The organism is Ensifer sp. 2TAB8 (assembly GCF_052115125.1).
GTDB lineage: Bacteria > Pseudomonadota > Alphaproteobacteria > Rhizobiales > Rhizobiaceae > Ensifer.
Window position 1 is genome coordinate 243138 of the sequence record NZ_JBFRGB010000007.1, and the last position, 15946, is coordinate 259083.

Annotated in this window: 17 protein-coding genes; 12 read left to right on the forward strand and 5 right to left on the reverse strand. The window is 61.6% G+C overall.

Annotated elements, in window-relative coordinates:
• Positions 1-73 precede the first annotated feature (73 nt).
• The gene (locus AB4Z53_RS14915) at positions 74-445 is read left to right on the forward strand and encodes an SMR family transporter (RefSeq protein ID WP_223727297.1); all 372 of its coding nucleotides are present in this window, start codon (positions 74-76) and stop codon (positions 443-445) included.
• Positions 432-758, forward strand: coding sequence for an SMR family transporter (locus tag AB4Z53_RS14920; protein ID WP_113537221.1), 327 nt, complete (start codon positions 432-434; stop codon positions 756-758). The genes AB4Z53_RS14915 and AB4Z53_RS14920 overlap by 14 nt, the downstream gene beginning before the upstream one ends.
• Here the strand turns inward: AB4Z53_RS14920 and AB4Z53_RS14925 are convergent.
• Positions 746-1585, reverse strand: a complete 840-nt coding sequence (locus tag AB4Z53_RS14925) for an SDR family NAD(P)-dependent oxidoreductase (protein ID WP_441596462.1) — start codon at positions 1583-1585, stop codon at positions 746-748. The genes AB4Z53_RS14920 and AB4Z53_RS14925 overlap by 13 nt on opposite strands.
• Positions 1586-1890: 305 nt before the next feature.
• Between AB4Z53_RS14925 and AB4Z53_RS14930 the strand changes: the two genes are divergently transcribed.
• The 5 genes from AB4Z53_RS14930 (at position 1891) to AB4Z53_RS14950 (ending at position 5687) form a co-directional block, all read left to right on the forward strand.
• On the forward strand, positions 1891-2931 hold the full coding sequence (locus AB4Z53_RS14930) for a cysteine synthase A (protein ID WP_441596463.1): 1041 nt from the start codon (positions 1891-1893) through the stop codon (positions 2929-2931).
• A gap of 7 nt (positions 2932-2938) precedes the next feature.
• On the forward strand, positions 2939-3688 hold the full coding sequence (locus tag AB4Z53_RS14935; RefSeq protein ID WP_113537218.1) for an alanyl-tRNA editing protein: 750 nt from the start codon (positions 2939-2941) through the stop codon (positions 3686-3688).
• A 16-nt stretch (positions 3689-3704) separates the two neighbouring features.
• Positions 3705-4559 carry a 3-mercaptopyruvate sulfurtransferase gene (gene sseA / locus AB4Z53_RS14940; RefSeq protein WP_441596464.1) on the forward strand — a complete coding sequence of 285 codons (855 nt, stop codon included), beginning with the start codon at positions 3705-3707 and terminating at the stop codon, positions 4557-4559.
• Positions 4560-4563: 4 nt separating this feature from the next.
• On the forward strand, positions 4564-5127 hold the full coding sequence (locus AB4Z53_RS14945) for a GNAT family N-acetyltransferase (RefSeq protein WP_441596465.1): 564 nt from the start codon (positions 4564-4566) through the stop codon (positions 5125-5127).
• Positions 5128-5219: 92 nt separating this feature from the next.
• Complete coding sequence (locus AB4Z53_RS14950) at positions 5220-5687, forward strand: DUF1203 domain-containing protein (RefSeq protein WP_441596466.1); 468 nt, start codon at positions 5220-5222, stop codon at positions 5685-5687.
• 44 nt (positions 5688-5731) lie between these two features.
• Here AB4Z53_RS14950 and ald read toward each other — a convergent pair whose 3' ends face one another.
• The gene (ald, locus tag AB4Z53_RS14955) at positions 5732-6850 is read right to left on the reverse strand and encodes an alanine dehydrogenase (RefSeq protein WP_113537216.1); all 1119 of its coding nucleotides are present in this window, start codon (positions 6848-6850) and stop codon (positions 5732-5734) included.
• Positions 6851-7007: 157 nt separating this feature from the next.
• Between ald and AB4Z53_RS14960 the strand changes: the two genes are divergently transcribed.
• Positions 7008-7469, forward strand: a complete 462-nt coding sequence (locus AB4Z53_RS14960; RefSeq protein ID WP_057255972.1) for an Lrp/AsnC family transcriptional regulator — start codon at positions 7008-7010, stop codon at positions 7467-7469.
• A 15-nt stretch (positions 7470-7484) separates the two neighbouring features.
• Here the strand turns inward: AB4Z53_RS14960 and AB4Z53_RS14965 are convergent, their stop codons facing one another.
• Positions 7485-8732, reverse strand: a complete 1248-nt coding sequence (locus AB4Z53_RS14965) for a GGDEF domain-containing protein (RefSeq protein ID WP_113537215.1) — start codon at positions 8730-8732, stop codon at positions 7485-7487.
• 239 nt (positions 8733-8971) lie between these two features.
• On the opposite strand from AB4Z53_RS14965, the gene AB4Z53_RS14970 reads away from it, so the two are divergent.
• Positions 8972-10945 carry a bifunctional 2',3'-cyclic-nucleotide 2'-phosphodiesterase/3'-nucleotidase gene (locus AB4Z53_RS14970; protein WP_441596481.1) on the forward strand — a complete coding sequence of 658 codons (1974 nt, stop codon included), beginning with the start codon at positions 8972-8974 and terminating at the stop codon, positions 10943-10945.
• A 167-nt stretch (positions 10946-11112) separates the two neighbouring features.
• On the opposite strand, the gene AB4Z53_RS14975 is transcribed toward AB4Z53_RS14970, so the two are convergent.
• Both AB4Z53_RS14975 and ilvA read right to left on the reverse strand, forming a co-directional pair.
• Complete coding sequence (locus AB4Z53_RS14975; RefSeq protein WP_113537214.1) at positions 11113-11433, reverse strand: HlyU family transcriptional regulator; 321 nt, start codon at positions 11431-11433, stop codon at positions 11113-11115.
• Positions 11434-11614: 181 nt separating this feature from the next.
• On the reverse strand, positions 11615-12862 hold the full coding sequence (ilvA, locus tag AB4Z53_RS14980) for a threonine ammonia-lyase (RefSeq protein WP_441596467.1): 1248 nt from the start codon (positions 12860-12862) through the stop codon (positions 11615-11617).
• 154 nt (positions 12863-13016) lie between these two features.
• Here ilvA and AB4Z53_RS14985 point away from each other — a divergent pair, with 154 nt between their 5' ends.
• The 3 genes from AB4Z53_RS14985 to AB4Z53_RS14995 all read left to right on the forward strand — a co-directional run bounded on the left by AB4Z53_RS14985 (position 13017) and on the right by AB4Z53_RS14995 (position 15851).
• Positions 13017-14471 carry a TrkH family potassium uptake protein gene (locus AB4Z53_RS14985; RefSeq protein ID WP_441596468.1) on the forward strand — a complete coding sequence of 485 codons (1455 nt, stop codon included), beginning with the start codon at positions 13017-13019 and terminating at the stop codon, positions 14469-14471.
• An 80-nt stretch (positions 14472-14551) separates the two neighbouring features.
• On the forward strand, positions 14552-15142 hold the full coding sequence (locus tag AB4Z53_RS14990; protein WP_441596469.1) for a hypothetical protein: 591 nt from the start codon (positions 14552-14554) through the stop codon (positions 15140-15142).
• A gap of 4 nt (positions 15143-15146) precedes the next feature.
• Positions 15147-15851, forward strand: coding sequence for an HAD family hydrolase (locus AB4Z53_RS14995; protein WP_441596470.1), 705 nt, complete (start codon positions 15147-15149; stop codon positions 15849-15851).
• Positions 15852-15946 lie beyond the last annotated feature (95 nt).

A 15946-nucleotide genomic window follows, 5' to 3' on the forward strand; every position in this document is an offset into this window, starting at 1 on the left:
TCCGGCGCGTCTTTACCGCGCCGCGCGTAGCGCTTAAGAGGCGGTCTATCCAATTCTCAATTGAAGGTTCCGCATGCGCCTTGCATGGTTTTTCCTCGCGCTCGCCATCGCGACCGAAGTGGTGGGCCTGACGGTGATGAAGGCCGCGTCCTCGAGCGGCTCTTATCTCGGCCACATCGTCATGTATGTCTCGATCGCGCTTTCCTACGTCTTCCTCGCCAAGGCCGTGAAGACGATCTCCGTCGGCGTCGCCTACGCCATTTGGGAGGGTTCGGGCGTCGCGATCATCACGCTCGTTTCTGTCTTCGTCTTCGGTCACGTGCTGACCGGACGCGAGATTCTCGGGCTTTCGATGGCGATCGTCGGCATCCTGCTCGTCAATGCGGGAGAGCGCCACGACGAGGAAGAAGCCGCGGCGGAAGGAGCAGCCAATGAGCGCGCCTAACATCTATTTTGCGCTCGCCGTGATGGCAGGCATTCTCGATGTCGCCGCCAACCTGGCCTCGACGAAATCCGAAGGCTTTGCCCGCCGCGGCTGGGGCGCGCTTTCCATTCTGCTGGTGCTTGCCGCCTTCGCGCTCCTCGCCGAGGCAATCAAGGGCATGGAACTCGCGATCGCCTATGCTGTGCTTGGCGCGACCGGCATCTTCGGAACGGCCATCTGCGGACGGCTGCTCTTCGGGCAGAAGCTGAAACCGATCGGCTGGGTCGGGCTTGCCCTGATCTTCGGCGCCGTGCTTGTGCTTCACACCGCCTGACGCCGGCGCTCGCCGGAGCCCGCATGCTTTTTCGCTTCCCTTGCCTCGGCCACGACACCCGTCAGCCGCCGGACAAGCGCGAAATAGAGACTATAGGGCAGCAGACGCAGGAGCTTTACCGCGTAGGTGAAATGCCGCGGGAAGCTGATTTCAAAGCGCCGCGACTTCAAACCCGCAATGATGCGATCCGCGGCCTGCTCGGAACTGACGAGAGCCGGACGTGGAAAGCGTATCCGCGCCGTGCCGGGCGTATCGATGAAACCGGGGCAGATGATCTGCAGGCGGATACCGATCCGATCGAGATCGAACTTCAGGCTCTCGGCCATGTTGATCAGCGCAGCCTTTGAAGCGCCGTAGGCGGCGCTGGTGGGCAGCCCGCCGTAACCGGCGACGGACGACACGATGGCAATGTGGCCGAAGCCCTGCGCCTTCATATGGGCAACGGCCGGCAGAAGGCAGTTGACCACCCCATTGAGATTGACTGCGAAACTCTTCTCGAAGGCTTCGCGATGAAGATCATCGCCGCGCACGGGAACGGCCACTCCGGCATTGAGGATCACCAGCGACAGGTGGCCATGGTCGTACTCGATCGCCGCCAACACGCGCTCCATGTCCTTGGGGTCGGTGACGTCGCCGTCGAGAACCGTGATCCTTCCCTCGCCTGCTGCCTCGTGCTGCAGGTCCACCAGCTTTTCGTGGCTTCTGGCGGTGACGACCACCGAATAACCCTCGCGCACCAACTTGAGCGCCAAAGCCCGGCCAACGCCGACGCTCGCGCCGGTAACCCAAGCCAGTTTATGTTCGGATTTCGCAGACTGAATACTCATCACTCACTCCTCGGCACGCGCCGGGAAACACGCACGCATCTCCTTGTGGGCGAAAAAGACTTGCCCGGCCCTTCATCGCGGCAACGCTTCCTTGCCGCTGAGCCCCACATGCCTTGGAGACGATTTTTGTTCGGGACAGAGCGGCGGTGAAACGCTATTTCTTGCCTGAAGTGCAGGCTGAGCCGAAAACACGCCAACATTTCGGCGGTCCGGGATCGTTGTTGATTTTCGTCAGTCGCCGTTCGTCTTTCCCTGGTACTCGTCGCCCTGTTCCGGCGCCTGTCCTCAAACACGAGGTTCTGAAAATGGCCATTCTACCGTCCGTCCTCGAAGCGATCGGCAACACACCCTTGATTCGGCTGAAGGCCGTATCGGAGGCCACCGGCTGCGCGATCCTCGGCAAGGCCGAGTTTCTGAACCCGGGGCAATCGGTCAAGGATCGCGCCGCGCTGTCTATCATCCGGCATGCGGAAAAAACCGGGCAGTTGCGCCCCGGTGGCGTCATCGTCGAGGGCACGGCCGGCAACACCGGCATCGGCCTGGCGCTCGTCGGCCATGCGCTCGGCTATCGGACCGTCATCGTCATCCCGGAAACCCAGAGCCAGGAAAAGAAGGACGCCTTGCGCCTGCTTGGTGCCGAACTGGTCGAAGTGCCGGCGGTTCCCTACAAGAACCCCAACAACTACGTGAAGATCTCCGGCCGGCTTGCCGAACAACTGGCAAAGACTGAGCCGAACGGCGCCATCTGGGCGAATCAGTTCGACAACGTGGCCAACCGCGACGCGCATGTGGAAACCACGGCGCCGGAGATCTGGCGCGACACGGATGGCAAGGTCGATGGCTTCATCTGCGCAGTCGGATCCGGCGGCACGCTCGCCGGCGTTGCGCAGGGATTGAAGGCGAAGAACCCGGCGATCAAGATCGGCCTTGCCGATCCGCAAGGCGCCGCACTCTACAATTTCTACACCAATGGCGAACTGAAGGCCGAGGGCAGCTCGATAACCGAGGGAATCGGCCAGGGCCGCATTACCGCCAATCTCGAGGGCTTCACCCCGGATTTCTCCTACCAGATTCCGGATTCGGAAGCCGTGCCCTATGTCTTCGACCTGATCGAGCAGGAAGGCATCTGCGTCGGTGGTTCCACGGGCATCAACATTGCCGGTGCGGTCCGTCTCGCAAGGGAACTCGGTCCCGGACATACGATCGTGACGATCCTCTGCGACTATGGTAACCGCTATCAGTCGAAGCTCTTCAACCCGGACTTCCTGGCCTCCAAGGGGCTGCCTGTGCCGGCCTGGTTGAAGACGTCTTCCAACATTGCCGTGCCATACGAATCAGTGGGATAGGAATGCGATGACCAGGACCGTGACTGCCCTCTTCCGTGACGATTTCTACCTCTCGACCTGCGAAGCGAGCGTGACGGGAATTCTGGAGGACGGCGGGATCGAACTGGATCAGACCTGCTTCTACGCAACGTCCGGCGGCCAACCCGGCGACACCGGTTTTCTGGAGCGTGCCGACGGGAGCCGCATCGACATCGCGGTCGCGCGCCATGGCGCGACCAAGGACATCATCGTCCATGTACCGGCTGAAGGACAGGCGGTACCGGACATTGGCGAGAAACTCGTCCTTCACATCGACTGGCCGCGCCGCTACCGCCTGATGCGGATGCACACCGCCTGCCATCTGCTTTCGGTCGTCTGCCCCTTCCCCATCACCGGAGCCTCGGTCGGCGAGGACGAGAGCCGTGTCGATTTCGACATGAGCGAGACGATCGACAGGGACGATGTCACCGCGGCGCTGATGAAGCTCGTCGAAGAAAATCACCCCGTCTACGTCCAGTGGATCACCGACGACGAACTCGCCGCCAACCCTGGCATCGTCAAATCGAAGAATGTGCGCCCCCCAATGGGTCTAGGGCGCGTCAGCCTTGTCTGCATTGGCGAGAATTCGGCGATCGACAGCCAGCCCTGCGGCGGCACACATGTGTCGGAAACGCAGGAAGTCGGCGCCATCCACATCGCCAAGATCGAGAAGAAGGGCAAGGAAAACCGTAGGTTCCGTATCCGCTTCGGCACGCCCGAAGATCGCGCATCAGTTTGAGTAGGGAGTTGCGACCGTGACCAACAACAAGAGCGCCTTTGTCGTTTCCGCCGATTGGCTGCAGGAGCGCCTTGGCGATCCCTCGATCCGGATCCTCGACGCTGCCTGGTACCTGCCGGCGCAGAACCGCAACCCGAAGGCGGAATACGATGCCGGCCACATTCCCGGCGCCGTGTTCTTCGATCAGGACGTTATTGCCGACCACACCAGCGGCCTGCCCCACACACTGCCCTCGCCGGAAGCCTTCGCGTCGGCGGTCGGCGCACTGGGCGTCAGCGAAAAGGACACGATCGTCGTCTATGACGGTCCCGGCATCATGACCGCGCCGCGCGTCTGGTGGATGTTGCGCATCATGGGCGCCAAGGACGTCTACGTACTCGACGGCGGAATGGACGGCTGGAACAAGGAAGGCCGCCCCGTCACCACCGAGGTGCCCTCACCCAAGCCGGCGACGTTCAATGCCCATTTCAATCCGGCGGCCGTGACCTCCTTCACGCGGATGACGGAAATCGTTGCGGATGGCTCGATCCAGATCGCCGACGCCCGCGGCGCCGGACGTTTCTACGCCGAAGAGCCGGAGCCGCGCGCCGGCATGCGCTCTGGCCATATGCCCGGCGCCCATAGCCTTCCGTCCGGCACCTTTTCGGAGAACGGAAAATTTAAGGATCTGGCGAGCCTGCGTCAGATGTTCGCCGACGCAGGCGTCGATCTTGCGAAGCCGGTGGTCACGACCTGCGGCTCGGGCGTCACCGCTGCCATCATTACCCTGGCGCTGCAATCGCTCGGCCATACGCAGAACACGCTCTATGACGGCTCCTGGTCGGAATGGGGTGGCCGAGCAGACACGACGATCGTGACCGGTCGAGAGTGATATCATGCGCTCGCCGAAGCTCACCTCCCTGACAGCGCACGTAACCGAACTCGAAATGACGGCGCCGCCGAAGCAGAGCCTGCCGATGCCGGTCAATATCCAGACCGCGATCCTGCGCGTCTCGGACATTCCGCTCAGCTACTACCGCTTTCTGTATCTGCGTGTCGGCCGCCGCTGGCACTGGACCGAGCGGCTGCGGATGGGCGACGAGGACCTTGCCGCGGTGCTTGCCGACAAGCGGACGAGCGTCACGGTGCTTTATGTGAACGGCGCACCGGCTGGCTTCTTCGAACTGCACCAGCGCGAAGACGACGTCGTCGAGCTCGTCCATTTCGGCCTGATGGAACACGCTCTCGGCCTTGGCCTCGGCAAGTGGTTCCTGCTCCAGACGCTTTTTGCCGCCTGGGCACTGAACCCAAGCAAGCTGACGGTCACGACCAACAATCTCGACCACCCGCGCGCGCTGCAACTCTACCAGCAATTCGGCTTCTCGCCGGTCGCTACCCGCGAGACCGCGGTCGAACCTCTGACCGACGACGAACTGCTGGCGCTCGCAAAAAATCTTTGACGAACACCATCCGGCAAGTTCCGGGTGTCTTGGTGAACGCGGCCAGTGCACTCTCCTGATCGAACAATTCAAGCCGATCAAGGAGATACACCATGCCGTTGCGCTACATTCCCATGTCCGACGATGAAGCCCGCCGGATGAGAGAAGGCGGGCCAGATGCATATGGCAATCCGCCAGAACGGGAGATCTCCGATGGAGACGGCGTTCCCTGTCGGCATTGCCTGCGCAATGTCGGAGCCGGCGAGCCCTACCTGATCTTTGCGCTGCGGCCGTTTTCCTCGTTGCAGCCCTATGCTGAGACCGGCCCGGTGTTCATGCATGCCGAAGAATGCCCGGCGCATGACGGCAACGCGCTTCCACCGATCCTGGCCTCAAGTGTCAGCTATCTGTTGCGCGGTTATGGCGAGAACGAACGGATCGTCTACGGGACAGGCGGTGTCGTTCCGACGGAAAAACTGCAGGCGCAGGCGGAAGAACTGCTGGCGCGACCGGACGTTTCGTCCGTCCATGTGCGTTCAGCCAAGAACAATTGCTACCAGTGCCGGATCGAAATGCTCTGACATGAATTGGCCCGGCATCGCTGCCGGGCCGAAAGGATCAATCGTCAGGCGACGCTCAGGACGGCCTCCGGCGCGTAGGCATCGTAGCCGAGCGCTTCGGCGACCGGCGCGTTGGTGACGCGACCACGGTGCACGTTAAGGCCGGCGCGCAGGTGTCGGTCCTCGGCAATCGCCTTCAGGCCCTTGTCGGCGAGTTGCAGGCCATAGTGGAGCGTGGCGTTGTTCAGCGCATGCGCCGACGTCACCGGCACGGCGCCCGGCATGTTCGCGACGCAATAGTGCACGATACCGTCGACCTCGTAGGTCGGGTCGGAGTGCGTCGTCGCATGGGACGTTTCAAAGCAGCCGCCCTGGTCGATGGCGACGTCAACGATGACCGCCCCCTTCTTCATGCCGGTCAGCATTTCCCGGGTCACGAGCTTCGGTGCCGCAGCACCGGGGATGAGCACAGCGCCGATCACCAGATCGGCTGAGAAGACTTCCTCCTCCAGTGCATCGATGGTCGAGTAGCGTGTGTGCACGCGACCGGCGAAGAGATCGTCGAGCTGGCGCAGGCGCGGGATCGAGCGATCGATAATGGAGACATCCGCGCCGAGACCTGCCGCCATGCGTGCAGCATGCAGACCGACGACGCCACCGCCGATCACAGTCACCTTCGCCGGAAGCACGCCCGGCACGCCGCCGAGCAGGATGCCGCGGCCGCCATTGGCCTTCTGCAGTGAGGTTGCGCCCGCCTGGATCGCCAGGCGTCCGGCAACTTCGGACATCGGCGCAAGAAGCGGCAACCCGCCGCGGTCGTCGGTGACGGTTTCATAGGCGATCGCCGTGACGCCGGAATTCAACAGGCCCTTGGTCTGTTCCGGATCGGGCGCAAGATGGAGATAGGTATAGAGAATTTGGCCTTCGCGGAGCTGCACCCATTCGGAAGGCTGCGGCTCCTTGACCTTGACGATCATGTCCGACTTTTCGAACACGTCCTTTGCCGTCGCGACAATCTTCGCGCCAGCGGCACGGTAAGCATCGTCATCCGCGCCGATCCCTGCCCCGGCCTTGGTTTCCACGATCACCTCGTGGCCATGGGCAACATATTCACGCACCGAGCCGGGCGTCAGGCCGACTCGATATTCATGGTTTTTGATTTCCTTCGGGCAACCGACACGCATCCTTGCGTTCCTCTCCTGTTATAGGCTTTGCGCCACTTTTGACGAGGCATTCAGCAAAACACGCCGTGAATCGAATGTCCTTGCAAAGACGAAACCCAAGGCGCATTGATTTCGAAGAATATTGCGTGGAGTGATGCATGATTGGCGGAAATCACGATTGAGCGAACTTGATGCCATCGATCATGCGATTCTGCGCATACTTCAGCAGAACGGTCGGATTTCGAATGCCGACCTCGCGGCGAAGGTCGGACTCTCCCCATCTGCCTGTTCGCGGCGGGTCGACATCCTGGAGAAATCGGGAACGATCGCCGGCTACCATGCCCGCATCGCCCACAAGGCGCTCGACTACCAGATCATGGTGATCGTGCATATTTCGCTGTCGGGCCAGTTCGCCAAGACGCTCGCGGAGTTCGAAGCGGCGGTAAAACTCTGCCCGAACGTGCTTGTCTGCTACCTGATGTCAGGTGAATACGACTACATCCTACGCGTCGCGGCCAAGGACCTGCAGGACTACGAGCGTATTCACCGCGACTGGCTCTCGGCACTGCCCCACGTGGTCAAGATCAATTCCAGCTTCTCGCTGCGCGAAGTGATCGACCGGCCGAATGTCGGCATTTGAGCGAATGGATTCGGCCTAACGGCCGACGACGCAATTGCGGCCACGCCCCTTGGCGGCGTAGAGCCGAAGATCGGCCTCCGACAACAGGTTCTCGACCGCAGCGCCATCGTCCGGCGTCGAGGACAGGCCGATGCTTGCCGTCACCGGCCGCCCATCCGGCGTCGAGACGAGATCCGACACGGCAATTCGAATCTCGTCCGCGCGCCGCAAGGCATCGCCGTGAACCATGGCCGGGCAGAGGATCACGAACTCCTCGCCGCCATAGCGAAACAGCCGGTCGACCGGACGCAGCTTCGACTTCACCGTCTCGACCAGCCGCTGCAGCACGCGGTCGCCCTCCTGGTGGCCGAAGCGGTCGTTGACGCCCTTGAAATGATCGACGTCGATGATCATCAGCGTCACGGCCGCATTGTCGGCGCTCGCCGCACGCAGCATTTCCGGCGCTTCGACCTCGAACCGGCTGCGGTCGAGCGAGCCCGTCAGCGTATCCTGCCCGGAGCGCGACAGCAGGTCCTCGTAGCGTTCGCGGAAGGTCAGCGTGTTGAAGATATCGCCAAGCGGCCGGTCCGACATTGCCAGCGACGGGTGGCGCGACAGGTTGAGATAAAGACCGACGGCGACGGCATAGAAAGGTGCCGCCAGCATCTTCGCCATCCAGCCGCCCCAGAACACCTCGGCCGGCGCGCCGTTCCACCAGCGTAGCGCCGCATAGAACGCCGCCTGATCGAATGTGAGCACAACGACACCGCAGACCAGGAACCGGATGGTCACGAAGCGCCGCAGCCACCGACCCAGGCGCTCGTAAAGCAGGATGATCATCAGCGAATCGAAATAGAGGATCGTCGTCCCCCAGACCATCAGCCAGCCCATCTCATCGATGAAGGCGAGGTCTGCGGATCGCTCCGCCACGATCGAAACGGTGTCGTGCTGACGCAGCAGGAGGCTGAGCGCGACCGTGAGGAAGTTGCCGGCGAGCAGGCCGTAGATCGGCTGGCGAACGGTCGCCGCGTCCTCTTTCACATAGAGCAGCAGGATCATCATCAGCTTGCCGGAGAACAGGACGGCAGAGCCTGGCGAGATCACGCCGAATGGCAGTTGCACATAGAAAACCGCGGCGAGATAGGTCTCGATGAAATGCATGACGCCGAGCGCGGCGACGAAGACGCCAAGCCCCAGCCGCGCGCGAAGATGCAGCAGCCCGATCATCGCCGTAACGTAGACCAGCGCCTCGCCGACGAAGAGAAGAAGGTTGGCGTTTGGCATGTGCTTGAAAAAGTTCCGTTTCCCGAAGCACGGTTAAACCGGAAGTTTGAAGAAAACTTTAGCGAAGCCGGCGATTGCCGGGCTTCGAAATGCGAAAATCTGCTGCTTTCGAAAATGTCGCCTTTCCGGCATAGTCGCCGCCAACCCACCGTGGTTCGCGCGTCTGCGAACAAAACTCCGGATTGCACTCGTCTCGGGAAAACCGGGATCCTTGATAAATGGAGGACCGCATGCCAACGATGACATCCCCGCTCCACCTCACGCGCCGCTCGCTTCTCGCAGGGGCCGCGGCCTCCTCGGCGCTCGTCATGCTGCACCCGTTCTCCGTCAGCGCCGCCGCTAACCAGGCGCATCTCAGAATCATGGAAACGACGGACCTGCACGTTCACGTCTTTCCCTACGACTACTATGGCGACAAGCCGAACGACACGGTCGGTCTTGCCCGGACCGCCTCGATCATCGACGCCATCCGCGCGGAGGCGACGAACTCGATCCTCGTGGATAACGGCGACTTTCTCCAGGGCAATCCGATGGGCGACTACATCGCCTATCAGCGCGGCATGAAGGATGGCGACGTCCACCCGGTTATCGCCGCGATGAACGTGCTCGGCTATGATTGCGGCACGCTCGGCAACCACGAATTCAACTATGGCTTAGACTTCATGTTCAAGGTCCTGAACGGCGCGAACTTCCCGCTGGTCTGCGCCAACCTGACAAAAGGGGCGCTCGCCGCCAATGCCCGTCAGGATGAACTGTTTCTCAAGCCCTATGTCATTCTCGACCGCAAGGTGAAGGACGGTTCCGGCACGGAGCACCAGATCCGCATCGGCCTCATCGGCTTCGTTCCGCCGCAGATCATGACCTGGGATGCCAAGAACCTCGAGGGCAAGGCCAATGCCCGCGACATCGTCAAGGCGGCCGAAGCCTGGGTGCCGCAGATGCGCGAAGAAGGCGCCGACATCGTCGTCGCCCTCTCCCACTCCGGCATCGGCCAGCAGGTCTATGCGGAGAACCTCGAAAACGCGTCCGTTCCGCTTGCTGCGATCGCAGGCATCGATGCGATCGTTACTGGTCACAGCCACCTCGATTTCCCCGGACCGAAGTTCGACGGCATCGCGGGCGTCGACAACAAGAAGGGCCTGATCTCCGGCAAGCCCGGCGTCATGGGCGGCTTCTGGGGCTCGCATCTCGGCCTGATCGACCTGCTTGTCGAACGCGAAGGCGGCTCATGGCGCGTCGTCAGCTCCACGAGCGAGGCGCGACCGATCTACCGCCGCGAGGAAAAGAAGGTGATCGCCCAAGTCGCCGACAAGCCGGAGGTGCTGGCTGCGGCTCAGAAGGATCACGAGGCGACGCTGACCTATGTGCGCACACCGGTCGGCAAGACCAGTGCGCCGCTCTATTCCTACTTTGCCCTGGTCGCCGACGACCCGTCCGTGCAGATCGTCAGCCAGGCGCAGACCTGGTACATCAAGGACATGCTGAAGGACACCGAGTACCGCGACCTGCCGGTGCTTTCGGCAGCGGCTCCGTTCAAGGCCGGCGGCCGTGGCGGCGCGGACTACTACACCGACGTCCCGGCCGGCGACATCGCGATCAAGAACGTCGCCGACCTCTATCTCTATCCGAACACCGTCCAGGCCGTTGTCATTACCGGCGATCAGGTGCGCAACTGGCTGGAGATGTCGGCCGGTATCTTCAATCAGGTCGAAGCGGGTGCTTCGGACGCGCCGCTGATCAACGGCAGTTTCCCGTCCTACAATTTCGACATCATCGACGGCGTCACCTACCAGATCGATCTTTCGCAGCCGCCGAAGTTCGACAAGGACGGCGCCACGATCAATGCGTCTTCGAACCGCATCAAGAACCTGCAGTTCAACGGGCAACCGATTGACCCTGCACAGAAATTCGTCGTCGCCACCAACAACTACCGGGCTGGCGGCGGTGGCAATTTCCCCGATATCGCCGCCGACAAGGTGGTGTTCGTAGCGCCCGATACCAACCGTGATGTTGTGGTGCGCTACATCATCGGCCAGGGCACGATCAACCCATCGGCCGACGCCAACTGGACCTTCGTGCCGCTCGCCAATACCAGCGTGACCTTCGAAAGTGGCCCGAAGGCCCGCCAGTTCCTGGCACAGGTGAAAGGTGTGACGATTGAAGATGCGGGCGATGCTGCCGAAGGCTTTGCCCGCTTCCGGATCAAGCTCTAAGCGTCAAGCAAACGAAGGCCGGGCCGCCCGTCTGTGGCGGCCCACCATTTCAACCGGATGCGCGAGAATTCGCCGACCCTTCTGCAGGGCGCCAAATGCGAACGCGAGACATTAGGAATGTCCGCTATCTATCTGAGGAAATTTGCTTACGCCGCTGGCGCGATTGATCAAACCTGGCGCGACTGGGCGTCGTCGGAAAACAACGACGGGCCGGTCTGGTCGATGATCTGGCGTCCCTTGCGCAGGGTAGCGTCGATCGCGTCCTGCTCGGAGGTGAAAAGATCGGCGCGAATAAAGCTGCGGATCTTGGCTCCGCCATCGGCAGAAGCCTTCTCGATGCTGCCGGCCAGGCGAAATTGTGAGCCCTCGCGCATGGGCGTCGCGCGAATTGTGCATTCGGCATAGGCCTCGGTCTTGCCGGGCGCAGCCTGCGTCTGGTTTTCAGCGGGGCCGGAACGGCCGAACAATTTCGAGAAAAACGATGCCATGCCCAAGACTTAGACGCCGCGACCGGCACTGTCAAAGCATAAGTGCCGATTTTCAGCGACGACGCACCTCCACCCTCACCGGAAGTGCCGAGCATTCAGCCGGACGCATCAAAGGCGCTCCGGCATTTTGACTCCCGAGCGCCTTTTTGCTTTCAACTGTTCGGCACGAGAGCAAAAGGCTCTAGATGATCAGATTGGAAAGGATCTCGTTCTCGGTGATGTCCTGGTAGCGCAGCCCGGCAGCGTCGAAACGCGCCTTCAAGACCGGGAAGTTCTCGGCATGTTTGGTTTCGATCCCGATCAGGATGGAGCCGAAATTGCGCGCAGACTTCTTCAGATACTCGAAGCGCGAGATGTCGTCCTCGTCGCCGAGCAGATTGAGAAAATCGCGAAGCGCCCCCGGTCGCTGCGCCATGCGCAGGATGAAGTATTTCTTGAGCCCGGCATGACGCATCGCCCGTTCCTTGACGTCGGGCAGGCGATCGAAATCGAAATTGCCGCCGGAGACGACGGCGACGACCGTCTTGCCCGCAAGTTTCTCGGGACCAAGCGCCTCCAACGCTGAAACCGACAGGGCGCCGGCGGGCTCCAGCACGACACCTTCGACGTTCAGCATATCGACGATCGTCAGGCAGATCGCGTTCTCCGCAAGCAGCATCACCTGATCGGCCGAGAAACGTCGAAGCGCTGCGAAATTGAGGTCGCCGATCCGACCGACGGCAGCACCGTCGACGAAATTGTCGACCTGATCCAGCGTCACGACGCTACCGGTTTCGAGACTCTCGCGCAGGCTGGGCGCGCCGACCGGCTCGCAGAAGATGAAATGGTCCGGTGCAACCGCATCCTTGAGATATCCCGTCACGCCTGCAGCAAGGCCGCCACCGCCAACCGGCAGCACGACGAGATCCGGCGTAACACCATCAGGCAGCTGCCAGGCGATTTCCGCCGCGACGCTTGCCTGACCTTCGATGATATCAGCGTGATCGAAAGGCGGCACCATGACGCCGCCGATCGCCTCCACGTGGTCCCGCGCTGCCTTGTAGCATTGGTCGAAGATATCGCCGACGAGGCGGATGGTGATGAACTCGCCGCCAAACATGCGGGTCTTGTCGATCTTCTGCTGTGGCGTCGTCACCGGCATGAAGACGACGCCCGGCACGCCGAAATGACGGCAGACAAAGGCGAATCCCTGGGCGTGGTTGCCGGCCGAGGCGCAGACGAAGGTCTTGCCGGAAGCGCCGGCGCCAAGTGCCTTGCGGAAGAAGTTGAAGGCGCCGCGGATCTTGTAGGAGCGCACGGGCGACAGATCTTCGCGTTTTAGGTAGATGTTGGCGCCGTAGCGGGCGCTAAGGTGCTCGTTGAGCTGCAGCGGCGTCGGCGGGAAGATCTCCCGCAAGGCTTCGGTTGCGGCTTCAACATCCTGCTTCATCGCGTGCGGTCTTCCGTTGAGTTGGTCGATGGCCGTGGCTATTGCACATTGCAACGCGCGAAGCCATCGCTTTGACTCGAATCGACCGCCGTGAACAATACAGTTGCATCCCTTCGGCCGGGACGCCCGCAACACTTTCCGGGAAATTGAACGCTTGAACGCAACTTTGATCCGGCATGCTGTACATATCGCGGCGATCCTCGGCATCTACCTCGCATGCGCGATGCTCGTGCCGGCGACGGTCGACCTCTACTATGGACACCCGGACTGGCGCATCTTCACTGCGTCCGCCTTCATCGTCGGCGGCCTGTCGCTAACCACCTTCATGGCCACGCGCATGGGGCCGCCACCATTTTCCAAGAAATTCGGTTTCGTCCTCGTCAACATGCTGTGGGCCGTGTTTTCGGTGGTGGGCGCGATCCCGCTCTGGCTGTCGTCGCTGAAACTCGACTTTGCCCAGGCACTGTTCGAATCCGTATCGGCGATCACCACGACCGGCGCAACCGTGATCGTCGGTCTCGACGATTCGCCGCCGGGACTGCTGGTCTGGCGCTCGCTGCTCTGCTGGCTCGGCGGCATCGGCATCGTCGTGCTCGGCCTGTTCATCATCCCCTATCTCAGGGTTGGCGGCATGTCCTTCTTCAAGATGGAATCCTCCGACACCAGCGACAAGCCGTTTGCACGCCTCGCAAGCTTCAGCCGCGCGTTCCTCGTCGTCTATGTCGTCATCACCCTTCTGTGCGCCATCGGTTACTTTCTGACCGGCATGAACCGGTTCGACGCGATCAATCACGCGATGTCGACGGTTGCGACCGGCGGATTCTCGACCCACGACGCATCCTTCGCCTATTTCGGCAGCATCCCGCTGCTCTGGACGGCGACCTTCTTCATGGCGCTTTGCAGCCTGCCGTTCTCGATCCTGATCGTGCTTGTCGCCCGCGGCCGTCTCGATGCTCTGCGCGATCCGCAGATCATCGTCTTCCTCGGGTACCTCACGGCCTTCTCGATCGCAGTGGCCATCTATCACCGCCTTGCCAATGGGGTCGAATTCCACCTGGCACTGGCGCATTCCTTCTTCAACATCACCTCGATCCTTTCGACGAGCGGCTATGCCAGCCAGGACTACAGCCTCTGGGGGCCTTTCGTCGTCATGGCCGCCTTCGTCGCCACCTTCCTGGGCGGCTGCTCCGGGTCGACCGCCGGGGGCATCAAGGCTTACCGTTTCATCGTGCTCTTCAACGCGATCCGGTCGGGGCTCAACAAGCTCGTCTATCCCAACGCGATCTATGCGGTGCGCTACGGCAAGAATACCGTCGATGCCGACACGCAGCGCGCGATTTTCCTGTTCTTCATCACCTATATCCTGCTCTGGGTCTTCGGCAGCCTCGCCATGGGCGCGCTCGGCTACGACCTGGTCACGGCGACGTCGGCGGTCATCACCTGTCTCTCCAATGTCGGGCCCGGACTTGGCCCCATCATCGGACCGGCCGGCAATTTTTCCACGCTCGGCAATCCCGAGCTCTATCTGCTGTCGCTGATGATGCTTCTCGGCCGTCTGGAAGTGCTGACCGTGCTCGTGATCCTGACGCCGGTCTTCTGGAAGCATTGACCAATGGCCGGGCGGCCCTATCGTCTTGACTCGATGCGGCAGATGCCGAAAGTCGGTGTCATCCGGCGATGGGGGACGTCATGGTGAAACATATGCTTCTTCTGGCGACAATGACCGTCGCCACGACACTTTCCGGGAATACCACCACCCACGCCGGACCGCTGACCGATGCGGCGGCGCAGGCGGAGAAACTTGCCGCTTCGGGCGATGCGGCAAAGGCGCGAGACCTGCTTCTCCAAGCGATGAGCGACTTTTCACAGACGCTGCCCTTTGCGATCGGCAAGGCGATCTTCGTCTCCAAGCAGCCGACGGGCTATGCAATGTACGAACCGCGCGAAGGCTCCGTCTTCAAGGAAGGCGAGTCGCTGATCTCCTATATCGAGCCGGTCGGACTTTCCTGGAAGAATGCGGCGGAGAAGGGCAAGCTCGAGAGCCACTTCACCGTCGATTTCGATATTCTCAATCCGAAGGGTGACGTTCTCGCCGGGCAGAAGGCCTTCGGCGACTTCACCTTCACCGGTTACCTCCGAAACCAGGAAATTTACTCGACGCTCACCATCGATGTTTCCGGAGCGCCGGCCGGCGATTACGTGCTGCGCTTCCATTTCAACGACGTCAACAGCGGCAAGAGCGCCAGCGTTGACCAGCCATTCAAGATTGCCGGACCGTAAGACCATGCCCCATGCAATAACGACTGTTGGTTTCGATGCCGATGATACGCTTTGGCAGAACGAGCAGTTCTTCCGCCTGACCGAGACGCGCTTTGCCGAACTGCTTGCCCCCCATACGGACACCGAGCACCTCTCCGAGAGGTTGCTTGCCGCAGAGAAGCGCAATCTCGGCCTCTACGGCTTCGGCATCAAAGGCTTCGTTCTGTCGATGGTCGAGACCGCGGTGGACGTGACCGACGGAAAGCTCCCATCCTCTGTCATTGCTGAAATCCTCGCCGCCGGACGCGACATGCTCGTCCATCCAGTCGAACCGCTGCCGCATGTCAGGGAAACACTCGACGCACTGCGTGGGCAGTTTCGTCTTGTCATGATCACCAAGGGTGACCTCTTCGACCAGGAGCGCAAACTCGCCGCCTCCGGCCTCGGCGACTACTTCGACGCCGTCGAGATCGTCAGCGACAAGAATGCGAGCACCTACGACCGCATCTTCAAGCGTCACGGCGACGGCGCGTCCAAGAGCCTGATGGTCGGCAACTCGCTGAAGTCCGATGTCGTGCCCGCGCTTGATGCGGGCAGCTGGGCTGTCTATGTCCCGCATGCCTTGACCTGGGCATTCGAGCACCACGACAAGCCCGAGAGCCATCCACGGTTCCGAGAGATCAACGACCTCGGCGGATTGCCGCCGATCCTCGAACGATTGCCGCTCTAGCCACATCACGTGGCGGACGACCGCTCGGTGGGGAAGGCTAAACAAAATCCAAGATTGAACCCACCAACCATTGCACGCGAATCAGCGCGATAATG